This window comes from Dongia sp. (assembly GCF_041910485.1).
In the GTDB taxonomy this organism is placed as follows: domain Bacteria; phylum Pseudomonadota; class Alphaproteobacteria; order Dongiales; family Dongiaceae; genus Dongia.
The window spans coordinates 13,144-34,771 of record NZ_JAYRQR010000052.1; the positions used below are offsets into that span (position 1 = coordinate 13,144).

Here is a 21,628-nt window from a genome sequence, read left to right on the forward strand (position 1 = left end):
TATGATTATAGTTGGATCAGGTTCTGGGAGGCTGCTGAAAGACAAATCCTGAAGGACCATTCACATGCAGCTTCTGTCGACGATCAATCTCACCCTCCGCCGCTGGCAGCGTTACAGCGAAGTGCGGCGAGAACTTGCCACCTATACCGATCGCGAACTCGCCGATATGGGCCTTGGCCGTGGCGACATCCGCACCATCGCCCAGGAAGCGGCCGCCGCGGTGGTTCTGCCTGAGCCGGTTGCGCGCCCGCATTTCGCCAAGGTGGCGCACTCCTGACAACCTTTCGTCCGGCTTGATGGGGATCGCGACGGCTTCTGCCGTCAGCGATCCACCATGCTCATATGCTGGGCGCCATAGCGGGGGCCGGCGACCTTGCCCGGCGCCAGCGCCGCATCGAGGGCCTGCAGCTCCGCCGCCGACAAGGTGAGCGTCGCGGCGGCGAGGTTTTCGAGGAGATAGCTCTCCCGCTTCGTCCCCGGAATGGGGACGATGAACGCGCCCTTGGCGAGCAGCCAGGCGAGTGCCATCTGCCCCGGCTTCACACCCTTCTTGGCGGCAAGGTCTTGCACCAGCGTCGCCGCCTTCATGTTGGCGTCGAAATGGTCGCCCTGAAAGCGCGGATCGTTGCGGCGGAAATCGCCCTCCCCATAGCTCTCGCCGCGCTGTGCCGTGCCGGTCAGGAACCCGCGCCCCAGCGGACTGAACGGCACCAGGCCGATGCCGAGTTCCTTGAGCAGCGGAATGATCTCCGGCTCCAGATTGCGCTCCCACAGCGAATATTCGCTCTGCAGCGCCGAGACCGGATGAACCTTGTGCGCGCGGCGGATGGTGGCGGTACCTGCTTCGGAGAGGCCGAAGAAGCGGACCTTGCCCGCCTTCACCAGATCGGCGACCGTGCCGGCCACATCCTCGATCGGCACATTCTTGTCGACGCGGTGCTGGTAGAGCAGATCGATATGGTCGGTCTTGAGGCGCTTGAGCGATGCCTCGACCACGTCGCGGATATGGCTGGGGCGGCTGTCGGTGCCGGTGATCTTGCCATCCTCGATCCGGAAGCCGAACTTGGTGGCGATCGTGACTTCATCGCGCTTCCCCGTCAGTGCCCGGCCGAGCAGTTCCTCGTTGCGGAAGGGGCCGTAGACCTCGGCGGTATCTAGGAAAGTGCAGCCCTCGGCGATGGCGCGGTGGATGACGGCGATCGATTCCTGATCGTTCGCCGGCCCGTAGGATTGGCTCATCCCCATGCAGCCGAGGCCGATCGCCGAAACCTCAAGACCTTCTGAACCCAGTTTGCGTTTCGGTATCAAAGCAGACCTCCTGGACATGAAAGACGCGCAGGGATACCCCATCGCGCGCAGGCATATTCTATTTTGAATGCGGACGGCGCCCGATCAAGTCCGCGTCCTTGCTCGAAACTCGCCAGATCTGGCTCGTTTCTGCTGGGCACAAAAAGAAACAGCGCGCCCACCGGATGGCGGGCGCGCCGAAATTCCTTGATCCGATCTCGCGCGGTTACTTCGGCGCGATCGTCATGATCATCTGGCGGCCTTCGAGCTTCGGGTAGCTTTCCACCTTGATCAGCTCGTCGAGCTCGGTCCGCACCTTGTCGAGCACTTTCATGCCCAATTCCTGGTGCATCATCTCGCGACCACGGAAGCGCATGGTGACCTTCACCTTGTCGCCTTCCTCAAGGAAGCTTTTGATCGCGCGCATCTTCACGTCGTAATCATGCTCCTCGATGCCGGGGCGCATCTTGATCTCTTTGACCTCGATGACCTTCTGCTTCTTCTTGGCTTCGTTCTTGCGCTTCTGCGCTTCGTATTTGAACTTGCCGTAATCGAGGATCTTGCAGACCGGCGGAACCGCCGTGGGCGAAATCTCAACGAGGTCAAGGCCGGCATCGGCCGCCATGTTGAGGGCGTCGCGGGTGGAAACCACACCCAACATCTCGCCATCTTCCTTGACGAGGCGCACTTCGCGCACGCTGATCTGATGATTGACGCGGGGACCCTTGTCCTGGGTGGGCGCGGCTTCTTGGGACGGGAACCTAGCTATGGTCTTCTCCTATCGTGGTGTGCCAGTCGACTGGCGGGATAATGCCTCTTGGAAGGCAATGCACCCGCCGATGTTCCCATCGACGGGTGTATGCAGGTGATTATGCCAAAATTTCAGGCAACCCCGCAAGGTGGGCTTGCAAAATAGGCCCGCAGGGCAGGGTGCTGCGACGGCGTGTCATGAGCGGTCGAGCGGCGATTTCGCCTCTTCGGCCAAGGCCGCCACCGCTTCGTCGAGCGTAAAGGTTTTCTGTCCTTCCTCGCCCAGGCGCCGAATGGCAAGCGTCCCAGCCTCTTCGTCCCGCTTGCCGACGGCAATGATGACGGGAATCTTCCCCAGACTGTGTTCGCGGACCTTGTAATTGATCTTCTCGTTGCGGAAGTCGGTTTCGACCAAAAGACCGGCCTGCGCCAGGCGCTTGGCGATCTTCTGCGCATAGGGCTCGACGTCAGAGACGATCGAACACACTACAGCTTGCGTCGGCGCCAGCCACAGCGGGAACTTGCCGGCATGGTGCTCGATAAGGATGCCGACGAAACGCTCCAGCGACCCGAAGATGGCGCGGTGCAGCATCACCGGCCGGTGCTTCTGTCCGTCCTCACCCACATAGGAGGCGTCCAGACGCTCGGGCAGCACGAAGTCGCATTGCAGCGTCCCGCACTGCCAGTCGCGGCCGATCGTGTCGCGCAGCACGAATTCAAGCTTGGGGCCATAGAAGGCGCCTTCGCCCGGATTGAGCGTGAATTCGAGCCCGGCGGCGGTGGTTGCGGTCTTCAGTGCCTCTTCGGCCTTGTCCCAGATCGCATCCGATCCAGCGCGCTTTTCCGGCCGGTCGGAGAATTTGACCTTCACTTCCTCGAAGCCGAAATCCTTGTAGACCGACAGCAGGAAGTCGCAGAACGCCTTCGTCTCGCTGACGATCTGGTCCTCGGTGCAGAAGATATGCGCATCGTCCTGGGTGAAGGCCCGCACGCGCATGATGCCGTGGAGCGCACCCGAGGGTTCATTGCGGTGGCAGGCGCCGAACTCAGCCAAGCGGATGGGTAGGTCGCGGTAGCTCTTCAATCCCTGGCGGAAGATCTGCACGTGACCCGGGCAGTTCATCGGCTTCAGGGCCAATTGCTTGTTCTTGTCCTCATCGTCCGGGATGATGAACATCGCTTCGCGGAATTTCTCCCAATGCCCCGACTTCTCCCAGAAGGAGCGGTCGAGAATCTGGGGCGTCTTCACTTCCTGATAGCCGTTCTGTTCCAGGCGGCGGCGGATATAGCTTTCAAGCTTGCGGTAAAGGCGCCAGCCGCGCGGATGCCAGAAGACCGAACCCACCGCTTCTTCCTGCTGGTGGAACAGGTTCATCTCGCGCCCCAGGCGCCGGTGGTCGCGCTTCTCCGCTTCCTCAAGCTGCAGCAGATAGGCCGCCAGCTGCTTCTCGTCGGCAAAGCAGGTGCCATAGACGCGCTGCAGCTGCGGATTGTTGGCATCACCCCGCCAATAGGCACCGGCGACCTTCATCAGCTTGAAGGCCTTGCCGAGCTTGCCGGTCGAAGGAAGATGCGGGCCGGTGCAGAGGTCGAGCCACTTGCCCTGGCGATAGATCGAGATGTCTTCATCGGCCGGGATCTCGCCGATCCATTCCGCCTTGAAGCGCTCGCCGATCGTCTTGAAATATTCGACCGCCTGGTCGCGCGTCCAGATCTCGCGCGTGATCGCCTCATCGCGATCGACGATCTCCTTCATCTTCTTCTCGATGGCGGCGAAATCCTCGACGCTGAACGGCTCGTTGCGGAAGAAGTCGTAATAGAAGCCGTTCTCGGTCGACGGACCGAAAGTGATCTGCGTCCCGGGAAAAAGCTCCTGCACCGCTTCGGCGAGCACGTGCGCGCAATCGTGGCGCAGCAGCTCCAGCGCGTCGGTGTGGGTTCGGGTGACGATCTCAACCTTGGCGTCGGCGGCGATGACGGTTGAAAGGTCGCGGACCTTCCCGTCGAACTTGATAGCCAAAGCGGCCTTGGCAAGGCCGGGGCCGATGGACGCGGCAAGTTCGGTGCCCGTAACTGGGCCCGGAAACTCGCGCTTGGCGCCATCCGGCAGCGTGATCGTCAGCATGATACCCTTGAAATTGCGTGGTTTCAGGTGGATTTCCAGCGGCCTTCCGGCCCGGAACGGCGGACTTTAGGGGGATTCCGGGGGCTGTCAAGAAGTCGCGCCAGCGCAGCCCTCAGCCAGCGAGGAGCGATCTCTCGCGAGACGGCGGGGCGTCAACCGTCGGCAAAGGCTTGTCCACACGGCGCAGCATCAAGGTGAAACGGGCGCCACCACCCGGATTGTCGCTGATGCGGAGCGAGCCGCCGTGGGTTTCCGCCAGACGTTGGGCGATTGCGAGGCCCAGGCCCGCACCGCCGCTGCCTTCGCGGCCCTGGCTGTCGCGCGGCCGACGCCGCGCCCCTTGCCAGAAGCGGCGGAACAGCATTTCCCGTTCCTCCGGCGGCACACCGGGGCCGTGATCGCTGACCGTGACACCGCCCTCGTGATCGACACTGATCTCGACCTCGGTCTCGGGCGGCGTGAAGCGCAGGGCGTTCTCGACCAAATTGCGCAACGCCTGGTGGATCGCATCCTTGTTGCCGCGCACGAGCACCGGATGCTCGGCCCCACTGACGCCGACACTGCGCCGCCGCCGAACCGCGAGCGGCGCAAACAAAGCGGCGAGGTCGATAGCGATTTCAGCAAGATCGGCCGTGTCTTTCGGGTCGATGGTCAGGGACTCGAGCTGGGCGACCAGGAGCAGCTGGTTGACGAGGCGCGTCATGCGCTCGACATCGCTTTTGAGGGCATCGGTTCCAGGATTGCGCGGCAGCGTATCCAGATGGGCCGAAAGAATGGCCAGCGGCGTTCTGAGTTCATGTGCGGCATCAGCGAGGAAATCCCGCTGCGCCTGGAAGCCTTGGTCGAGACGGTCGAGTGCCCGATTGATGGCAAGGACCGGCGATTGCAGCTCGGAAGGCAGTTCCTCCGTCGGCAGGCGCAATCCCGTCTGCTGCGGGCCGATGCGGGCGGCAAGGCGCCGCAGCCTTTCAAGCGGCCGCAGGGCCGAGCGCAGCGACAAGGTCAGCGCCAGCACAAGGACCAGAAGAAGTGGAATGCCGACCGGCACGAATTCGCCCAGCCACTCATAGACCAGGGCGTAAAGACCTGAATCGGTCGGTGTGTCGATATCGGCGAATTCAAGGATGAACTTCTGACCCGAGACGCTGATGGGAACGGCTATGACGTAGATATTGTCGCCGCTGACACTGTCGATATGCCAGGTGAGATTATAGCTGTTCTCCGGCAGATCGCCGGTATGGTGCGTCACCGACATTTTCTGGATGGCGGCCAGCGTGTCCTTGTTGCCGCCCCGCGTGATCTCGGTTCCGTCACCGCGCCGGAGCACGAAGGCCTTTTCGTCGTAGAGCCTGACTTCATCGACAGTAACGGCACCTCCATCCCCAACATGTATCCGGGGCTCGATGAGGTCGATATAGCTGAGGAGGCTGTCGGTCGGCAGTTCCGTATCGTCGCTGCGCGACAGCAGAAAGGTGGCGAGGCCCGTCAGCAGGAACGCAAGAATGAACACGCCGAGCAGGCGCACGGTGAGCCGCGATTGCAGCGATGATCCGAGACGGGACATGAAGCAAGCCTAACCCCCAAGGGCGGGCTGGGTCTAGGTCGCCGGTTCCATCACCATGTAGCCGACGCCGCGCACCGTGTGGAGGTTGATGTCGGCGCCGAGCGAGCCCAGCTTCTTGCGGAGGCGCGAGACCAGGACCTCGAGCGCGTTTGAACCGACTTCGTCGCTGAAGCTGTAGAGTCCCTCTTCGATGGCGCCGCGGCTGACCACCTTGCCGGGACGCCGCAGCAGAATTTCCATCAGGGCGAGCTCACGCCGTGTCAGCGTTGCCGTGTGGCCCTGGATCATGAAGCTGGGTCCAGCCGTATCGAGGCAGATATTGCCAAGCGTCAATTGAACGCCGAGCGCGGCACCGGGCCGGCGCAGCAGCGCCTTTACCCGCGCCACCAGTTCCTCCATCGCGAAGGGCTTGGCCAGATAATCGTCGGCCCCGGCATTGAGGCCGCCGACGCGGTCGCTCAACCCGTCGCGGGCGGTGAGGATGAGGACCGGCGTCCGGTCCCCGGCGCCCCGCCGCTCCTTGAGGAGCGTCAGGCCATCGCCATCCGGCAGGCCCAGATCCAGGATCACCGCATCGAAGCGGCTGGCATCGAAAGCAGCTGCGGCTTCGGCGAAGGAGCCGGCGCGGTCGATCGCAAAGCCCGCATCGCTCAGGCCTTTTTCCAGGAATTCGGACAGGCGGTCATTGTCTTCGATCAGCAGCAGGCGCATGGGTCGATCTTCCAATCTGGCAAAGCTGCATCACGCTAGTTTGGACCGCTGACAGGAACCTGACAAGCCTCGGAATTCTGTCAGCTGCAAATTCCCGTGCCGAAACCGCTACTTAGATGATATTCAGCCAGCATGATGCAACGATTTGACCCGGACTTGCCGATCGCGCCCCTGCTGCCTGAGATCAAGGCCGCTTTGGCGGGCGGCCCCAATCTGGTGCTGGAGGCACCGCCCGGTGCCGGCAAAACCACCCAGGTCCCCCTGGCCTTGCTGGACGCTCCCTGGGGCAATGCCGGCAAGATCATCCTCCTCGAACCCAGGCGCCTCGCGGCGCGAGGGGCGGCGGCACGGCTTGCCGCCCATCTCGGTGAATCCGTCGGCGAGACGGTCGGCTACCGCGTTCGCCTCGACCGCAAGATCGGGCCGAAGACGCGCATCGAATGCGTCACCACCGGCCTTTTCATGCGCCAGCTGCAGGGGGATCCGGAGCTTAGAGGCGTCGCGGCACTTCTTTTCGACGAGTTCCACGAACGCAGCGTCGACGCCGATCTGGCGCTGGCCTTCGCGCTGGAAGCGCAAGCCGGTTTGCGGCCGGATCTGCGCCTTCTCGTCATGTCGGCGACCCTCGACGGCGCCGCCATCGCGCGCCTGTTGCCGGCGGCGAAGCGCCTGACCAGCGAAGGCCGCGCCTTTCCGGTCACGACCCATCATCTGGGCGATGACAGTTCGACTTGGATCGAGAAGCAGATGGCCGCTGCCATCCGTAAGGCCCTCCAGGAAGAAACGGGCGACATCCTTGCCTTCCTGCCGGGCCTCGCTGAGATCCGGCGCACCGAGCGCGAGCTGGGCCATGTCCCCGGTGCCGTCGTACTGCCGCTGCATGGTGATCTGCCGCTGCCCGAACAGGAGCGCGCCATCCGTGCCGACGATGCCGGCCGGCGCAAGATCGTGCTTTCGACCAGCATCGCCGAAAGCTCGCTCACCATCGCCGGCATCCGCATCGTCATCGACAGCGGGCAGCGCCGTGTGGCGCGCTTCGATCCGGCAACGGGCATGACGCGCCTTGTCACCGCCAAAGTGTCGCTTGCCAATGCCGAGCAACGGCGCGGCCGTGCCGGTCGCCTGGGGCCGGGTGTCTGCTATCGCCTGTGGAGCGCCAACAGCGAGCGCGCCTTGGCGCAGCAGCCGGCACCGGAGATTCTGGAAATCGATCTGGCGCCCTTGGCGCTGGAGCTGGCTGCCTGGGGTGTTGAGGACCCGGCCACCCTCGCTCTCCTCGATCCGCCGCCGCCCGCCGCACTCATGCAGGCGCGCGAATTGCTGCGGGAATTGGGCGCGCTCGACGATGCGCATCGCATCACAGCGCATGGCCGCGCGATGGCGGAACTGGGGCTCCATCCCCGGCTGGCGCATATGTTGATCACCGCCAAGGGGCGCGGGCGCGGTGCCTTGGCCTGCGATATCGCGGCGCTTCTGTCCGAGCGCGATCTGGTGAGCGGGTCGGGGCGCGGTGCCGACCTTGGCGAACGGCTGGAGCTGCTGCGTTCTGGTGGTGGCGACCGCGCCGCCCGCGCGCGCATCCAGCAATCGGCCAAGGATTGGCGCCGGCAATTGGGCATCGCCGCCGATGTCGACGGCAGCCGCCAGGAAGCCGGCAGCATCGTGGCCCTCGCTTATCCCGATCGCCTGGCGCAGCAGCGCGGCGGCAAGGGGCAATACCGCCTCGCTTCCGGTCGCGGTGCCGAACTTGCCATCGAAGATCCGCTGTCGCGCGAGCCCTATCTCGCCGTGGCGACCCTCGATGCCGGCCAGAAATCGGCCCGCATTTATCTCGCGGCGCCGATCTCGCTCGGCGATATTGAAACGGACTTCGCCGACCTCATCGAGACGCGCGAGAGCGTTACGTGGAACAGCCGCGACCAGATCGTCGAGGCCAAGCGCGAGCGGCGCCTCCTCGCCCTCGTGCTCGAGGAAAAGCCGCTGCAGAAGCCAGATCCCGAGCTGGTGCGCGCGGCGATGCTGGGCGGCATTCGAGAGATGGGGCTCGATGTTCTTCCCTGGAGCGCGGCGACGAAGACCTTGCGGGCGCGCGTCGCCTTCCTGGCGCGCACTCTGCCGGAAAAGGATTGGCCGGACTGGTCCGATGCGGCGTTGCTCGACACCTTGCCCGGCTGGCTGGGGCCGCATCTCGACGGCATCTCGCGCCGCGCACATCTCGACCGGCTCGATCTCCATGCCGCCTTGTGGGAATCGCTCGATTGGCAACAGCGCCAGGCGCTCGATCAACTGGCGCCGACTCATCTCGATGTTCCTTCCGGCTCACGCGTGCCGCTCGATTATGACAGCGGCGATCAGCCGGTGCTGGCCGTGCGGCTTCAGGAGATGTTCGGTGCCCTTGAGACACCGCGCATCGCCGGTGGCCGCGCGCCGGTGCTGCTGCACCTTCTCTCGCCGGCGCGGCGGCCGGTCCAGGTGACGCAGGACCTCGCCAGTTTCTGGAAGAATGCCTACAAGGCGGTGAAAGCCGATTTGAAAGGCCAATATCCGAAACATTATTGGCCGGACGATCCCTTGATCGCCGAGCCCACGGCGCGGGCGAAGCCACGGCCGCGCTAACGCGGCCCGCGCCAATACCGATAGCGGTAAAGCTCCCGCACAAATCCCATGCCGCGATAGAGGCGGATGGCGATGTCGTTGTCGGCGACCACTTGCAGGCAGGCGCCTTCGACACCTTGCTCGATGCCCCAGGCGAGTATGGCGCCGACCAGGCGCTTGGCATGACCGCGCCCCCGATGCGCCGCATCCGTGATGAGGGATTCCACCACCAGCAGCCGGTCATGAAGGGCGACGAAGCCCATCGCGACCACCGCGCCATCGATGGTCAACGACATGAAGGCGGCGGGCAGGGTGAGTTCGCCGACGATGGCGCGATAGGTGGCGCGCTCCTTGTCGCTTAGGCCCTTCATCGCCCACATGCGTGCGAACCAGGCTTCGTCCGGCAGGCTTGCAATCGTCACATCCGGGTCGCGCCGCATGCGTCCCGGCGGCAAATCGCAATAGAGGGTCAGCGTCTCGCCTTCCGGCCGATAGGAATGGGTGGCGAGCTGCGCCGCGATCTCCGGCGGCGGCAGCTCGGGCGTACGGATGATGGTGGGCAGGCCCGCTTGCGCATAGGCTGCATCAGCGGCCTTCAGCATGGGCGTGATGTCGCTGCCGGTCGCCCGCAACGGATTGGCCGAATTGCCGCGCCGGCTGAGACCGCCGGAGAAGCGGAACACCCAATCGCCGCAGATTTCTTCGCTCAATGATGGCCAGGCGAGATGGCAGGCGCGCTCCACGCGCCAGGAAAGATCGACCCCATCCAACATCAATTGCCCACGATCAATAGTCCCCGGTCTCGCCCGGCGGATTGCTGAAAGCGGGGAAGGAAGCGAGATGCCGGACACTCGCGAACTGAGTCAGTGCCCAGCGCACCGAGGGGAAGGCAAGCTCGCCCCAGGGAATGTCGGCATAGTCGAAAAGACCCACTTCCAGGCTTTCCTCCCCGGCGCTGATGGCGGGATCGACCAGGCGCGCGCGATAGATCAATTGGACCTGGGAGAGGCGCGGGATCGTGTAGGCGGCCAGCAGCCGCTCGATCTCGATCTTCGCATTGGCTTCCTCCCACGCCTCCCGCGCGGCACCCGTCTCGGCGCTTTCATGCAACTCCATGAAACCGGCGGGCAGGGTCCAGAAGCCCTTGCGCGGGTTGATGGCGCGGCGGCACAGCAGGATTTTCTCACCGCTGGTGACGACGGCTCCCACAACGACCTTGGGGTTTTCATAGGCGATGAAGCCGCAATCGGCGCAGACCTGGCGCAGCCGGTTGTCGCCTTCCGGCACGCGGTGCTCGAAATTCGGCTCTTTGGTCACTGGATTGGTCAAGGGCGTTTCCGGCATGGGTCAACTGTGGCGGAAGGTGGGTGACGCCGCAAGCATTCCTCGCCTATCTTGCCGCAAGACATGCAGCCGATTCCAACCCAGCCCTCCCAATCCAACGAATGGCGTGACGATTTCGGGTCGCCGACCGGCGCGCGCCGTGCCGGCGTGCGCGCCGCCATCGGGGCGCCCGCGTTGGTGCTCGGCGCCAGCTATGTCGGTTTCGGCGCCTTCGTGCATCAATCGGGGCTAACGCTCTTCCAGGGCCTCGCCTCCACGACGACCGGCTGGGCGCTGCCTGGGCAGATCGCCCTTATCGAGATCTTCGCCGCCGGGGGGTCGATCCTTGCCGCCGCCATCGCCGTCGGCCTTGCCAATGCGCGCCTCCTCCCGATGGTGGTGACCTTGCTGCCCATCCTGCGCCAGGGCGAAGGGTCGGCCAGCCCGCGCCTCATCCACTATTTCGCGGCGCATTTCATCGCGCTCACCGGCTGGGCGGTTTCCATGCAGCGCGCGCCGGACATGCCGCCCGACCAGCGCCTGCCCTTTTTCCTGGGCTTCACCAGCGTCATCTGGTCGGCGACTTTCTTCGCGACGGGGCTTGGCTTTTTCCTGGTCGGTATTCTGCCGACACCGGTGACGCTGAGCCTCGTCTTCCTGAACCCGCTTTACTTCATGCTGCTGTTCATCGCCGATCTCGCGCGCAAGGAACGTGCCCTCGCCCTCATCATCGGCGCGATCGCGGGGCCGCTCCTCCATCTTGTCAGCCCGGATTGGGGGCTGCTGATAACCGGCATCGGTGGCGGCACCATCGCCTTCCTGCTCACCCAGCGGGGGCGGCCGTGATGCTGGCTTGGTGGTTCATCCTTGTGGGTGCCCTTGTCACCTATGCCTGGCGGGCGGCGGGCGTGGCGCTTTCCGGCCGCATCGATCCCAATTCGGCGCTGATGCGCTGGATCTCCTGTGTCGCCTACGCGCTGCTTGCCGGCCTCATCGCCCGCCTCATCGTGGCGCCGCAGGGTGCGGTGGGCGAGGTTGCCCTCTGGATCCGTCTTGGCGCCGCGGGAATAGCGATTCTCGCTTATTTCCTGTTCCGCCGCTCGATCCCGCTGGCCGTCGCCGCCGGTGCGGGCTTCCTGATGGCGATCACGGCTGTTCTTTGACCAGATTCGCCTCGCCATCCCAATAGCGGCGGCGCGCCGACATGTCGAAGACGCAATCGGCGCTCTCCAGGACATTCAGCGCCATCTTGTTGGATTGGGGATAGACACAGACATCTCCCGCCTTGCGTTCGCCCACCATCAAATAGCGGCAGGGGCCGGACCCACTGTTCATGAAGGAATGGCCCAACTTTTGGCCGGCCGGAAAGCAGACATAATCGCCGGGCTTCAGAACGGTTGAGTCGGTTCCTTGCAGCAGCGTCACTTCGCCCTCCAGGATCAGTGCCTGCTCTTCTTCCGCCATGTGATAATGCAGTGGGCACAGACGTTGCCCCGGCGCCGGCGCCTCGATCATGACGCCCACATGATAGTCGCGCCCGACCGCCGCCATGGTCAGATGCTTGGCGAAGCCACCGAAGCGCGCATCGATCCGGGTTTCCTCCCACGCCAGATCATGGGCCGAGATCGGCGCGTGCGGCGGTGGGTCCGCCACGGTGGACGCCGTCTTTGGGGTGGGCGGAGCGGCCCCTGCCGGCACTTCGCCGTCCCAATAGCTGCGCCGGGCCGCAAGATCCAGCACGGTTCGATCAAGCCCGCGTACCAGCACCTTGTTGGAGTCGGGATAGACGCAGACCTCGTTCGGGTTGCGCTCGCCGATCACCACATAGGTCGCAGGCTCAGTGCCTTCGTTGATCAGGCAATGCCCGGCCTTCTGCCCGGCGGGGAAGCAGACATAATCTCCTTCTTTCATCGTGTGCCGCCTGTCGCCCAGCCGCAATGTCACCGATCCCGACAGGATGAAGACATGCTCTTCCTCAAGGAGGTGATAGTGGAACGGGGCGCTTTGGTTGCCCGGCGGCAGTTCCTCGATCGCCATGCCGACATGATAGGTATCGCCGACGGCCGCACGCGTCAGATGTTTGGTGCGCGTGGCAAAGCGCGGGACATCGGCCCATTCCTCCCACGGCATATCCTGGGTGGCGATGGGTGTACTGCGTGGATCGGTCGGCATCGGCCGGCAACCTCCGTGGCGAAGAATATGCCGACAATCTAGGCCCGGCCTGTCCCCTTCATCAATCGCAGCCCATCCGTTTCCGCAGGATCGTTCAAGATCGACGCCGAGCTTTGTGCTTCGCTCATGCCATGCAAGAAACATTGAGCTTTGTCGTCGCCGCCCTGGCCCTTACCGGCAGTCCCGGTCCGGCGACCTTGGGATTGGCTGCAGCGGGCGCCGCCTTCGGCCTTCGTCGCAGCCGGTGGCTGATCGCCGGCATCGTGGCCGGTGTCCTCGCTGTTCTGCTGCTGACCGTCAGTGGTCTCTTCGCCCTCATCCTGGCGCAACCGGGCTTGGCCCTTGCCGTCACCATCGCTGCGGCACTCTACATGCTCTATCTCGCCTTCCGCATCGCGACCGCGCCGCTCATCACCGAACAAGTGCCTGGGGCTGCCGCACCCGGTTTCGGGCAAGGGCTCTTTCTGGGGCTCGGCAATCCAAAAGCCTATGCGGCGATGGCGGCACTTTGCTCCGGCTTCACCTTGCTGCCGGGCCAACCGTTCCCCGATGCGCTGGCAAAGCTCGCACTCGTGGCGGCTACCATCATTCCGGTCAACATCGCCTGGAGCCTGCTCGGCGTGACGCTCACGCGCTGGCTCCGCGACCCGCGCCTGGGGCGCGCCATCAACGTCCTCTTTGCTCTGCTGCTGATGGCCTCGGTCGCGCTGACATTCCTCGTCTGACGGCGATCGCGCCGACAGAGCCTAATCGTCGAAATCCTCGATCTCGAGCGTCGCGAACATGGCGACGAGGGCTTTGCCCCTGGCTGACGTACCGCTGGCTGACGAACCGCTGGCCGATGTGCCGCCGATATTGAGGTCGATGCCCAAGGCAAAGGGTTGCGTCGTGGAGATGTTCTCGTTGACCGCGACCCCGGCTATGCGCAAGCCATCGACCATGTCGAAGTCGAATCTGACGCCGGTGACGCCGCCGAAGACGAGCGCGCAGGGCCGCTCACCGGGATAGTCCGGCGACCCTTCGAGACACCAATAGAGGTCGTCCACGAAAATACGCAGCGCCTGATCTTCGACATCGACCGTGATGCCGTTGATGCCGACATCGCGCAGCCCGCCCAGCGCGGCGAAGAACTCGATCGGATCGTCGATCACGTCGCTTTCGGTCTCGTCGCTCATGATTTCAGCGCCGTGACGCCGGGCAATTCCTTGCCCTCAAGCCATTCCAGGAACGCGCCGCCGGCCGTCGAGATATAGGAGAAATCATCCTCCGCCCCGGCATGGGCGAGGGCCGCGACCGTGTCGCCGCCACCGGCGACCGAGAGCAGCTTCTTTGCCTTCGACAAGGCGGCGGCATGCTTGGCAACCGCGACCGTGCCCTGGTCGAAGGGCGCGGTTTCGAAGGCGCCGAGCGGCCCGTTCCAGACCAGCGTCTTTGATTCATCAAGATGCTTGTTGATGGCGGCGATGGATTTGGGACCCACATCCAGGATCATCTGGTCGGCGGGAACGGCCTTCACGTCCACCACCTTGTTGGCGGCGCCGGCTTTGAACTCGCCCGCGACAACGGCATCGACCGGCAGCACGATGGTGCAATTGGCGGCCTTGGCTTTCGCCAGAATTTCACGCGCCGTGTCGGCGAGGTCGCGCTCGGCCAGCGACTTGCCGACCTCGATCCCTTGCGCGAAGAGGAAAGTGTTGGCCATGCCGCCGCCGATCACCAGCCGGTCGACCTTGGTGACGAGGTTGCCGAGGAGGTCGAGCTTGGTCGATACCTTGGCACCGCCCACCAGCGCCGTCACGGGCCGCTGCGGCTTCTCAAGCGCTGCACCCAGATGGTCGAGCTCTTCCTGCATCAGGCGCCCGGCGGCGGCGGGCAGCAGATGCGCGAGCCCTTCCGTCGAGGCATGGGCGCGATGCGCGCAGGAGAAGGCGTCGTTCACATAGATGTCGCCGAGCTTGGCAAGTGCCGCCGCGAACGCTTTGTCATTGGCTTCTTCGGCATCGTGGAAGCGCAGGTTCTCAAGGAGGGTTACCTCGCCATCCTTCAAGGTCGCCACCACGTCTTCGGCCGGCTTGCCGATGCAATCCTCGGCGAAGGCCACGCTTTTGCCCAAGGCCTTTGCGAGCGGCTCGACCAGCGGCTGCAGCGAAAACTCCGCCGCGCGCTTTCCCTTCGGCCGACCGAAATGCGACAGGATGATGACGCGACCGCCTTTCGCAGCGATCTCCTTCAAGGTCGCGGCGGAGCGTTCGATGCGGGTCGCGTCCGTGACCTTGCCATCCTTCATCGGCACGTTGAGGTCGCAGCGCACGAGCACGCGCTTGGCCGAAAGCTGAAGGTCGTCGAGGGTGCGGAATTGAGGCATTGGTTAAGGTTCCCGGGCTGCAAAGGGGATGAAGCGTCTGGCGGTGAGGTGCCATAGCTCATCCCCGAATGCAACAGCGGGTGCCGGGTGCGCGTCCGGCCTCGATCGGCAGTCCAGCTATTTGGTAAAGGGCAGGGTCGAGATCACGGCGCGCCGCAGGCCGGCGGGCGTTTCAACCTCGACCGCCCCGCCCGGGGCCCAATGCCCGCGATCGAGCATGGCAAAGGCCAGATTGGCGCCGAAATCGGGCGAATAGACGGCCGAGCTGACGGCGCCGACGCGCTTGCCTGCCACAAGGACCGGCCAGGGCTCGACGCAAGAAGGCAGTACGCCATCCGCGATGCGCAGGCCCATGATCTTGCGCGCAACCCCGTCGGCGGCGATGCGCCGCAGGGCCTCGGCACCGATGCAGGTCGGGGCGGCATCGATCTGGCAATATTTGTCGAGGCCGCATTCCAGCGGGTTGTTGGCAATCGTCATATCATTGCCATAGGAGAGAAGGCCGCCCTCGATCCGCTCGATGAGATTGGGGCAACCGGGTCCAATCTCAAGATCCGCACCCGCCGCCATGCAGGCATCCCACAAGGTGAGGCCAAGCTCGGCGCGGTCGAGATAGATCTCGAACCCACCCTGCTTGCTCCAGCCCGACCGGGCGACGATCAGCGGATGGCCCTGGAAGGACAGGGTGCGGAAGCGGAAGAAGCCGATGCTGCGCACATCCTCGCCGAAGATACGCGCCGCCACATCCTCCGCCTTCGGCCCCTGGATGGCGAGCGGCCAGACATCGGGCTCGCTCACCCGCACGTCGAGGCCGTAGCCGAGCGCCAGCCCCTTTGCCCACAGCAGCACGTCCGAATCCGCGATGGAGAGCCAGAAGCGATCCTCGGCCAGCTTCAGGATGACCGGATCGTTGATGAGCATGCCCGCCTCGTCGACCAGCGGGGCATAAAGGCATTGCCCGACCTGCGCCTTCGACAGGTTGCGCGGCGTCATCATCTGCACCAGCTTGGCGGCGTCGGGACCTTTGACCTCGACCTGACGCTCGCAACCCACATCCCAGACCTGCACATGGGATTTCAGATGCCGGTAATCCTCCTCCATCGAACGGAAGGCGGTCGGCAACAGCATGTGGTTGTAGACCGTATAGCCCTGAACGCCCGACGCCTCGACGCGGGGCGTAAAGGGTGTCGCGCGCGTGCGGCGCGAGACGGCCAGGATGGGGCGCTGGGATGGCAACGACATGGAACGAACCTCAGGCTGATTGATTTTCAGCATGATCGGCGGTTTGACGCCCAGTAAAAACGGGCCTAATAGTGATCCATTCATCAATAAAATCGATGATCAGGATGCGCCATCTGCCACCCTTGCGGGCGATCCGCGCCTTTGAAGCCTGTTACCGGCTGGGCAGCTTCACCCGCGCCGCAGCCGAGCTCAATGTCGGCCAGCCGGCGATCAGCCATCAGATCCGCCTGCTCGAAGAAGATCTCGGCGCGGACCTCTTTGAAAAGCGGGGACCGGTGTCGCGGCCGACCGCCATCGCCGATGAATTCTACGGCAGCGTCGCCCTGTCCCTGTCGGGCCTTGCGGAAGCGAGCCGCCGTATCCGCCGCCGCGGCGCGCAGGACATGCTGACCATCGCGACCTATCCGGGGATCGCGACCTTCTGGGTCCTGCCGCGCCTTGCCGCGCATCGGGTGAAGGCGGGGTCGGTTGACAACGCCACTTTGTCCTGCCGCGTGGTGACGGCGGAACGCGATGCCGATATCGACTTGGCCGACGTCGATGCGGCCATTCTCTTCGGCGATGGCACTTGGCCGGGCTTCGAGAGTCGCCTGCTGTTGTCCGAGCGCGTCGTACCGGTGGCGAGCCCCAACCTGGCGCGGCAATTGAAATCGAAGAGTGCCGCCGATCTATTGCGCGACGGTCCGCTCATTCATCTCGAAGATCCGGAAGCGCGCTGGTTCACCTGGCGCGATTGGCAGCAGCAATTCGCGCCGAAGGCGAAATCGATCGACCAGAGCCTCGTCGTCACCAATCATGGTGTCGCCATCTATCAGGCGCTGCAGGGGGCGGGCGTCGCCCTGGGTTGGCAGGGCGTCATTGCCGATCTCCTTGCCAGCGGTGTGCTGGTCAGCCTCTCCGATCAGCCACTGGAATCGCCGCGCGGCTATCATCTGGTGAGCCGCCCGGGCTGGCTCGACGGGCCGGCCGGCCGACGCCTGCTGGCCCATCTGGGGCATGAATCCGCTTAAGCATTGGCCCATCTTCGTTTCTGGCCTAGACTCGGGGCCTATTGGCAGCGGCGGGAAAAAGAGCGTTCATGAGCTATCAATCGGCCCTCATCACCGGCGCGTCCTCCGGCATCGGGGCGGCCTTCGCCCGGGCCTTGCCGCGCGCCACGGCCCTGCTGCTGCATGGGCGCGACCGCGACCGCTTGAACGCGCTGGCGCAGGAACTGGCGCTCAACGGGCGCCAGGTGCGCACCATCGTCGCCGATCTCGTCGATCCGGAAGGGCGCTATGCGGTGATCGGTGCCGCCGAGAATGCCGGCGTCGACCTCGTCATCAACAATGCGGGCATCGGGCAATTGGGCCGCGTCATCGACAATCCGGATCTTCGTGAGATGGAGATGGTGCAGGTCAATGTGGCAGCGCCGGTCGAGATCACGCGCGGGCTTCTTCCCATGCTGCTGCGCCATGCCCATGAACGGGGAAGCCGCGCCGGGCTCATCAATGTCGCAAGTACGGCGGCCTTCGCGCCGATGCCGCTCTTTGCGACCTATGCCGCCACCAAGACCTTCCTGCTGAACTATACCGAGGCGCTGGCCGAGGAACTGGCCGATGAGCCCATCGATGTGCTGGCGCTCTGCCCCGGTGCGACTGAGACCCGCTTTTTCGAACGCGCCCAGGCCGGCCGGCCGCCGATGACGACGATGCACAGCGCCGAACGCGTGGCCCAGGAAGGCCTGCGCGCCCTGGGTCAGGAACGCGTGCATGTGGTGGGACCCACCAACTATCTCGCCTCCATCGCCATGCGCTTCCTGCCACGCCGTTTCCTCACCGCCGCCGTCGAGAACACGCTGCAGAAGTGGAAGTGAGCCTTAGCGCTGCCGCTTCAAGAGGACGTAGAGCGCGCCTTCGCCGCCATGTTCGGGGCGGGCTTGCGAGAGGGCGAGGACCAGGCGGCGGAACGCGGGCTCGTTGAGCCAGCGCGGCACGTTGGTCTTGAGAATCCCGGATTTCGACTGGGTCATGCCCTTCCCCGTGATGACAAGGACCTTGCGCTTCCCGTGCTTGAAGGCGCGTTCGAGGAAGTGCAGCAGGGCGTCATGCGCCTCGGCCTGGGTGCGGCCGTGGAGGTCGATCTTGCCTTCGATGGGAATCTGCCCACGGCGGAAGCGTTCGGCCTGGCGCTGGTCGATCCCGGGCATGGCGCCGGGGGCGGGGTTGGGGACCAATGGGGGCGGTGGTGCCTTCGCCGCAGGGGGTGATTTCGGCGTCGGAGAAGGGCCTTTCGGGGGCGTTTTCGGACGCTTCCCCGGCGGTGCCGGCGGGCTTTTTTGGGGCTCCGCCTCGGTTGCCTTCAGGGCCGCCTTCTTCTGGCGTTTGGGCTTGAGCGGCGTCACCGTGCTGGCAACAGCCTGCCACAGGGCAAGCTCTTGCTCGGAGAGACGCCGCTTCCCAGCCACGGGATCAGGTGGGGGTCAGAAAACGGTCAGCCGGCCGCCTTCTGCGCCTCGGCCTGCTTCAGCATTTCCTCGCGGCGCTCGCGGTACATGGCGACGAAATCGACCGGGTTGATGAGGAGCGGCGGGAAGCCGCCGGCCGCCACCGCATTGGCAATGACCTGACGCGCGAAGGGGAAAAGGAGGCGCGGCGCCTCGATCATGACCAGCGGCAGCACATGCTCCTGCGGCACGCGCCCGAGGCGGAAGGTGCCGGCATATTCGCATTCGGTGAGATAGACCGAGCGCTCGCCGATCTTGGCATCGACCGACATGAACAGGGTGACTTCGATATCCGGCGGGGTCAGCGGCTTGACGCGGACATCGACGCGGATCGTGCCGGTGGGCGCCTCGGTGAGCGCTGCCGGGGTTTCGGAGCCCAGCGGATTCTCGAACGAAAAATCCTTCAGGAACTGGTGCACGACCACCAAGGCCGGGCCGGTCTCGGCCGGGTCCTGCGCGCCGTTGCCGGTCGGGGTCTGGTTCTGGTCGGTCATGCATCGCTCCTGAAAACAAATGGTCCTGAAAGGTCGCGGGTTCGCTACCACCCTTTGCCCTGGAAAGGCAACTGGCACGCATGGGTGCTTGATTCGGATGCGCCTCCCTGCGCAAGCTGTGCACTGACTTTTTCATGAGAGGAATCAGCAGGATGGCCCGTTACGCGATCATCGTCGGCACCGGTTCGGGCCTGTCTGCAGCCCTGGCGCGCGCCGCCGCCGCCGATGGGATGAAACTGGTCCTCGTCGCCCGCGACATCGCCAAATTGGCGCCGCTGGTGGCGGAACTGGGCGCCCGGGCCGTCGCCTGCGATGCGAGTGAGGCTGCGGGCGTCGCCCGCCTGTTCGCCGTCGCCGAGCGGGATTTCGGAGTCCCGGAACTGGTCGTCTTCAATGCCAGCTACCGGGCACGGGGGCCGATTGCCGAGATCGACCCGGTCGAGGCCGAGGCGGCCCTGCGCAACAGCGCGCTGGCGGGCTTCCTGGTGGGCCAGGGTGCCGCGCGGCTGATGCTGGGCGAAGGCAAGGGCTCGATCTTTTTCACCGGCGCCACCGCCGGGGTCAAAGGCTTCGCCGGCTCGGCGCCCTTCGCGATGGGGAAGTTCGCGCTGCGGGGGCTTGCCCAAAGCATGGCGCGCGAACTCGGTCCCAAGGGCATCCATGTCGCCCATTTCATCATCGATGGCGGGATCGCAGGGACACGCGGCGCGCGCGCGGCCAACGAAGACGATGTGCTGCTGTCGCCCCAGGCGATTGCCGACACCTATCTCAACATCCACAAGCAGCATCGCAGCGCCTGGACCCATGAGATCGATCTGCGGCCGTGGAACGAGAGCTTCTAGGGGCGGCTCAAGCTTTCTTCAGCGACAGGTAGACACTGTCGAAGAATTTGCCGCCGATCTCGAACGTATCCTTGGCAAAGCCCACGCGGCGGAAGCCGTTGCGTTCAAGGAGGCGCAGCGAGGCGGCATTGTCGGGATCGACGTCGGCCGTAAGCTCGTCGAAGCCCAGTTCATCGAAACCGAAGGCGATCATCGCCTTCAGCGCCTCGCTCGCAAAACCCTGTCCCTGAAAAGCGGGATCGAACAGGAAACCGAGTTCCGGCCCGTCCCAGAAGGCGATGCGGCCGATCATGTGCCCGCCGCTGAGGACGGCAAAATCATGCGCCTTCCCTTCGGCCTGGGCTTCGACGCTGGCCCGCACCCAGCCTTCCGTCTGGGCAAGGTCGGTGTGCGGCAGGGTCGACCAGAAGCGCATCACCTCAGGGTCGATGAACCAGGGATGCAGGGCCGCCGCATCCGTCAGCACCAGCGGTCGCAAGGTGAGGCGCGGTGTCGTGAGGCGGCGATCCATCAGCGGTGCCTTCGATCAGGCCCGGGCACGGAGATTCCGCGCGCGCGTCGGGTCGAAGGGGACCAGCTCGGCATTGGCGGCGGAATGGCCGGTCAATTGCAGGATGAAGCCCCAATGGCTCACCACCGCGACATGCTGCCAATCGGTGAAGGCGGCAGCGCGGGCATGGAAGGTCTGGCAGCGCGCCTCGACCTGCTCGCGCGTTTCGTCGAGATTGGGCCACCAGATTTCGTCGATATGGTCGAAGCCGAGCGCAGGCCAGCGTTCCTGAAGGAGGCTCCGCGCCGTGCCGATGTCGCAATGGTAATGCGCATGTTCATGGACGCTGTGCTCGATCTCGATCGGCACGCCCAGGGTGCGCGCCACGATCTCGGCCGTTTCGATGGCGCGCGTATAGGGGCTGGCCAGCACGCGGCGGATCGGATGAGCGTGCGATTTGAGCTTTTCGGCGCTCATCGCCACCTGGCGGCGCCCCAGGTCGGTGAGCTTCGGATCGGGAATGCCGGGATCGCGCCCGGTTCGTTCCTGGTGGGCGTTGAATTCGGACTGGCCGTGGCGGATCAGGATCATGTCACTCGGGTCGCTGGTCGATGATGGGTGGGGCCGGGCGCCGCTTCTCTCCGGAAGATGCCTCTTCCTCCGGCTCGACCACTTCGAACTCACCTTCGATAATGGTGGTGCCGCGCCGGTCGAAGGGGCCGGATGAAGAATAGGTGCCGGTGTCGCGGCGGTAAATGCGGGTTTCGAAATGCCGCGCCATGCGCCGCAGCAGGAAGTTCCGCGTCGGCGGCAGGAGCAGGATGAGGGCGAGGGCATCGCTGACGAAACCCGGTACGATGAGGAGGATGCCGGCCGTCACCATCACCGCCGCGTCGATCATGCTGTGACCGGGTTCGCGCCCTTCATTCATGGCGGTCTGCAGCTTGATCAGCGCATTGACCCCGCCGTGGCGGATGAGGCTCAAGCCCAGCAGCCCCGCCAGGAGCAGCCATAACAGGGTGAAACCGAGCCCGATCCGACCGCCGATGACGACGAAACCGGCGATTTCCAGGATGGGGAGGGCGCAAATGATGGCGACGATGATGCGAATCATGGCCGGGCCCGGCTTAAATCGGTGAAATTGGCGTGAAACCAGCGGGTTGCCGGCCTGTTGGTGCATGGA

General features: G+C 64.7%; 24 protein-coding genes. 8 read left to right on the forward strand and 16 right to left on the reverse strand.

The features are described from left to right. Window positions 1–64: 64 nt before the first annotated feature. Entirely contained in the window at window positions 65–277 is a 213-nt protein-coding gene (locus ACE3PP_RS17840) for a DUF1127 domain-containing protein (RefSeq protein WP_374384613.1), read from the forward strand. A 44-nt stretch (window positions 278–321) separates the two neighbouring features. Here the strand turns inward: ACE3PP_RS17840 and ACE3PP_RS17845 are convergent, their stop codons facing one another. The 5 genes from ACE3PP_RS17845 to ACE3PP_RS17865 form a co-directional block, all read right to left on the reverse strand. Beyond that, entirely contained in the window at window positions 322–1,308 is a 987-nt protein-coding gene (locus tag ACE3PP_RS17845) for an aldo/keto reductase (protein ID WP_374384614.1), read from the reverse strand. Window positions 1,309–1,513: 205 nt separating this feature from the next. Further along, window positions 1,514–2,056 (reverse strand): translation initiation factor IF-3, encoded by a 543-nt coding sequence (infC, locus tag ACE3PP_RS17850; RefSeq protein ID WP_374384662.1) that lies wholly within the window; start codon window positions 2,054–2,056, stop codon window positions 1,514–1,516. Between the two features lie 177 nt (window positions 2,057–2,233). After that, window positions 2,234–4,162 carry a threonine--tRNA ligase gene (gene thrS, locus ACE3PP_RS17855; RefSeq protein WP_374384615.1) on the reverse strand — a complete coding sequence of 643 codons (1,929 nt, stop codon included), beginning with the start codon at window positions 4,160–4,162 and terminating at the stop codon, window positions 2,234–2,236. A gap of 112 nt (window positions 4,163–4,274) precedes the next feature. Next, window positions 4,275–5,726 carry a sensor histidine kinase gene (locus tag ACE3PP_RS17860; protein ID WP_374384616.1) on the reverse strand — a complete coding sequence of 484 codons (1,452 nt, stop codon included), beginning with the start codon at window positions 5,724–5,726 and terminating at the stop codon, window positions 4,275–4,277. Window positions 5,727–5,759: 33 nt separating this feature from the next. Next, window positions 5,760–6,437 (reverse strand): response regulator, encoded by a 678-nt coding sequence (locus ACE3PP_RS17865; RefSeq protein WP_374384617.1) that lies wholly within the window; start codon window positions 6,435–6,437, stop codon window positions 5,760–5,762. 132 nt (window positions 6,438–6,569) lie between these two features. Between ACE3PP_RS17865 and hrpB the strand changes: the two genes are divergently transcribed. Then, window positions 6,570–9,053 (forward strand): ATP-dependent helicase HrpB, encoded by a 2,484-nt coding sequence (hrpB, locus tag ACE3PP_RS17870; RefSeq protein ID WP_374384618.1) that lies wholly within the window; start codon window positions 6,570–6,572, stop codon window positions 9,051–9,053. Here the strand turns inward: hrpB and ACE3PP_RS17875 are convergent. Next, complete coding sequence (locus tag ACE3PP_RS17875) at window positions 9,050–9,805, reverse strand: GNAT family N-acetyltransferase (protein ID WP_374384619.1); 756 nt, start codon at window positions 9,803–9,805, stop codon at window positions 9,050–9,052. The genes hrpB and ACE3PP_RS17875 overlap by 4 nt on opposite strands. Window positions 9,806–9,818: 13 nt before the next feature. Continuing rightward, window positions 9,819–10,376 (reverse strand): NUDIX domain-containing protein, encoded by a 558-nt coding sequence (locus ACE3PP_RS17880; RefSeq protein ID WP_374384620.1) that lies wholly within the window; start codon window positions 10,374–10,376, stop codon window positions 9,819–9,821. A gap of 63 nt (window positions 10,377–10,439) precedes the next feature. Between ACE3PP_RS17880 and ACE3PP_RS17885 the strand changes: the two genes are divergently transcribed. Further along, window positions 10,440–11,201: an AzlC family ABC transporter permease gene (locus ACE3PP_RS17885; protein WP_374384621.1), complete on the forward strand. Its 762-nt coding sequence runs from the start codon at window positions 10,440–10,442 to the stop codon at window positions 11,199–11,201. Continuing rightward, a complete protein-coding gene (locus tag ACE3PP_RS17890) occupies window positions 11,201–11,518 on the forward strand; it encodes an AzlD domain-containing protein (protein ID WP_374384622.1) in 318 nt (105 codons plus the stop codon). The genes ACE3PP_RS17885 and ACE3PP_RS17890 overlap by 1 nt, the downstream gene beginning before the upstream one ends. Here ACE3PP_RS17890 and ACE3PP_RS17895 read toward each other — a convergent pair. After that, the gene (locus ACE3PP_RS17895) at window positions 11,502–12,527 is read right to left on the reverse strand and encodes a cupin domain-containing protein (protein WP_374384623.1); all 1,026 of its coding nucleotides are present in this window, start codon (window positions 12,525–12,527) and stop codon (window positions 11,502–11,504) included. The two genes, ACE3PP_RS17890 and ACE3PP_RS17895, sit on opposite strands and share 17 nt — an antisense overlap. A 131-nt stretch (window positions 12,528–12,658) precedes the next feature. Here ACE3PP_RS17895 and ACE3PP_RS17900 point away from each other — a divergent pair, with 131 nt between their 5' ends. Continuing rightward, complete coding sequence (locus ACE3PP_RS17900) at window positions 12,659–13,252, forward strand: LysE family translocator (protein ID WP_374384624.1); 594 nt, start codon at window positions 12,659–12,661, stop codon at window positions 13,250–13,252. A 21-nt stretch (window positions 13,253–13,273) separates the two neighbouring features. On the opposite strand, the gene ACE3PP_RS17905 is transcribed toward ACE3PP_RS17900, so the two are convergent. From ACE3PP_RS17905 to ACE3PP_RS17915, 3 genes are all read right to left on the reverse strand, one after another. After that, on the reverse strand, window positions 13,274–13,702 hold the full coding sequence (locus ACE3PP_RS17905; protein ID WP_374384625.1) for a hypothetical protein: 429 nt from the start codon (window positions 13,700–13,702) through the stop codon (window positions 13,274–13,276). After that, entirely contained in the window at window positions 13,699–14,892 is a 1,194-nt protein-coding gene (gene pgk, locus ACE3PP_RS17910; protein ID WP_374384626.1) for a phosphoglycerate kinase, read from the reverse strand. The genes ACE3PP_RS17905 and pgk overlap by 4 nt, the downstream gene beginning before the upstream one ends. A 117-nt stretch (window positions 14,893–15,009) precedes the next feature. Beyond that, window positions 15,010–16,134: a dimethylsulfoniopropionate demethylase gene (locus tag ACE3PP_RS17915; RefSeq protein WP_374384627.1), complete on the reverse strand. Its 1,125-nt coding sequence runs from the start codon at window positions 16,132–16,134 to the stop codon at window positions 15,010–15,012. A gap of 95 nt (window positions 16,135–16,229) precedes the next feature. On the opposite strand from ACE3PP_RS17915, the gene ACE3PP_RS17920 reads away from it, so the two are divergent. Together ACE3PP_RS17920 and ACE3PP_RS17925 are read left to right on the forward strand one after the other, a co-directional pair. After that, window positions 16,230–17,144, forward strand: a complete 915-nt coding sequence (locus ACE3PP_RS17920) for a LysR substrate-binding domain-containing protein (RefSeq protein WP_374384628.1) — start codon at window positions 16,230–16,232, stop codon at window positions 17,142–17,144. Window positions 17,145–17,212: 68 nt separating this feature from the next. Then, window positions 17,213–17,989 carry an SDR family NAD(P)-dependent oxidoreductase gene (locus ACE3PP_RS17925; RefSeq protein WP_374384629.1) on the forward strand — a complete coding sequence of 259 codons (777 nt, stop codon included), beginning with the start codon at window positions 17,213–17,215 and terminating at the stop codon, window positions 17,987–17,989. Window positions 17,990–17,992: 3 nt separating this feature from the next. Here ACE3PP_RS17925 and ACE3PP_RS17930 read toward each other — a convergent pair whose 3' ends face one another. Continuing rightward, entirely contained in the window at window positions 17,993–18,580 is a 588-nt protein-coding gene (locus ACE3PP_RS17930) for a Smr/MutS family protein (RefSeq protein WP_374384630.1), read from the reverse strand. A gap of 26 nt (window positions 18,581–18,606) precedes the next feature. Continuing rightward, window positions 18,607–19,113 carry a protein-export chaperone SecB gene (gene secB, locus ACE3PP_RS17935; RefSeq protein WP_374384631.1) on the reverse strand — a complete coding sequence of 169 codons (507 nt, stop codon included), beginning with the start codon at window positions 19,111–19,113 and terminating at the stop codon, window positions 18,607–18,609. Window positions 19,114–19,265: 152 nt separating this feature from the next. On the opposite strand from secB, the gene ACE3PP_RS17940 reads away from it, so the two are divergent. After that, window positions 19,266–19,955, forward strand: coding sequence for an SDR family NAD(P)-dependent oxidoreductase (locus ACE3PP_RS17940; RefSeq protein ID WP_374384632.1), 690 nt, complete (start codon window positions 19,266–19,268; stop codon window positions 19,953–19,955). A gap of 7 nt (window positions 19,956–19,962) precedes the next feature. On the opposite strand, the gene ACE3PP_RS17945 is transcribed toward ACE3PP_RS17940, so the two are convergent. From ACE3PP_RS17945 to ACE3PP_RS17955, 3 genes are read right to left on the reverse strand one after another with little or no spacing between them, the layout of a single operon-like run. Next, a complete protein-coding gene (locus ACE3PP_RS17945; protein ID WP_374384633.1) occupies window positions 19,963–20,466 on the reverse strand; it encodes a GNAT family N-acetyltransferase in 504 nt (167 codons plus the stop codon). Window positions 20,467–20,481: 15 nt separating this feature from the next. After that, the gene (locus ACE3PP_RS17950) at window positions 20,482–21,036 is read right to left on the reverse strand and encodes a histidine phosphatase family protein (RefSeq protein ID WP_374384634.1); all 555 of its coding nucleotides are present in this window, start codon (window positions 21,034–21,036) and stop codon (window positions 20,482–20,484) included. Window position 21,037: 1 nt separating this feature from the next. Further along, window positions 21,038–21,559, reverse strand: coding sequence for an FxsA family protein (locus ACE3PP_RS17955; protein WP_374384635.1), 522 nt, complete (start codon window positions 21,557–21,559; stop codon window positions 21,038–21,040). Window positions 21,560–21,628: the final 69 nt, after the last annotated feature.

Bases quoted from the DNA above. Each gene is read 5' to 3' on its own strand.
- ACE3PP_RS17925 (WP_374384629.1), top strand. From the start codon at position 17,213: ATGAGCTATCAATCGGCCCTCATCACCGGCGCGTCCTCCGGCATCGGG.
- ACE3PP_RS17955 (WP_374384635.1), bottom strand. From the start codon at position 21,559: ATGATTCGCATCATCGTCGCCATCATTTGCGCCCTCCCCATCCTGGAA.
- ACE3PP_RS17895 (WP_374384623.1), bottom strand. From the start codon at position 12,527: ATGCCGACCGATCCACGCAGTACACCCATCGCCACCCAGGATATGCCG.
- ACE3PP_RS17940 (WP_374384632.1), top strand. From the start codon at position 19,266: ATGGCCCGTTACGCGATCATCGTCGGCACCGGTTCGGGCCTGTCTGCA.
- secB (WP_374384631.1), bottom strand. From the start codon at position 19,113: ATGACCGACCAGAACCAGACCCCGACCGGCAACGGCGCGCAGGACCCG.
- hrpB (WP_374384618.1), top strand. From the start codon at position 6,570: ATGATGCAACGATTTGACCCGGACTTGCCGATCGCGCCCCTGCTGCCT.
- ACE3PP_RS17920 (WP_374384628.1), top strand. From the start codon at position 16,230: ATGATCAGGATGCGCCATCTGCCACCCTTGCGGGCGATCCGCGCCTTT.
- ACE3PP_RS17840 (WP_374384613.1), top strand. From the start codon at position 65: ATGCAGCTTCTGTCGACGATCAATCTCACCCTCCGCCGCTGGCAGCGT.
- ACE3PP_RS17950 (WP_374384634.1), bottom strand. From the start codon at position 21,036: ATGATCCTGATCCGCCACGGCCAGTCCGAATTCAACGCCCACCAGGAA.
- ACE3PP_RS17880 (WP_374384620.1), bottom strand. From the start codon at position 10,376: ATGCCGGAAACGCCCTTGACCAATCCAGTGACCAAAGAGCCGAATTTC.
- ACE3PP_RS17900 (WP_374384624.1), top strand. From the start codon at position 12,659: ATGCAAGAAACATTGAGCTTTGTCGTCGCCGCCCTGGCCCTTACCGGC.
- ACE3PP_RS17890 (WP_374384622.1), top strand. From the start codon at position 11,201: ATGCTGGCTTGGTGGTTCATCCTTGTGGGTGCCCTTGTCACCTATGCC.
- ACE3PP_RS17915 (WP_374384627.1), bottom strand. From the start codon at position 16,134: ATGTCGTTGCCATCCCAGCGCCCCATCCTGGCCGTCTCGCGCCGCACG.
- ACE3PP_RS17860 (WP_374384616.1), bottom strand. From the start codon at position 5,726: ATGTCCCGTCTCGGATCATCGCTGCAATCGCGGCTCACCGTGCGCCTG.
- ACE3PP_RS17875 (WP_374384619.1), bottom strand. From the start codon at position 9,805: ATGTTGGATGGGGTCGATCTTTCCTGGCGCGTGGAGCGCGCCTGCCAT.
- ACE3PP_RS17885 (WP_374384621.1), top strand. From the start codon at position 10,440: ATGCAGCCGATTCCAACCCAGCCCTCCCAATCCAACGAATGGCGTGAC.
- thrS (WP_374384615.1), bottom strand. From the start codon at position 4,162: ATGCTGACGATCACGCTGCCGGATGGCGCCAAGCGCGAGTTTCCGGGC.
- pgk (WP_374384626.1), bottom strand. From the start codon at position 14,892: ATGCCTCAATTCCGCACCCTCGACGACCTTCAGCTTTCGGCCAAGCGC.
- ACE3PP_RS17905 (WP_374384625.1), bottom strand. From the start codon at position 13,702: ATGAGCGACGAGACCGAAAGCGACGTGATCGACGATCCGATCGAGTTC.
- ACE3PP_RS17865 (WP_374384617.1), bottom strand. From the start codon at position 6,437: ATGCGCCTGCTGCTGATCGAAGACAATGACCGCCTGTCCGAATTCCTG.
- ACE3PP_RS17945 (WP_374384633.1), bottom strand. From the start codon at position 20,466: ATGGATCGCCGCCTCACGACACCGCGCCTCACCTTGCGACCGCTGGTG.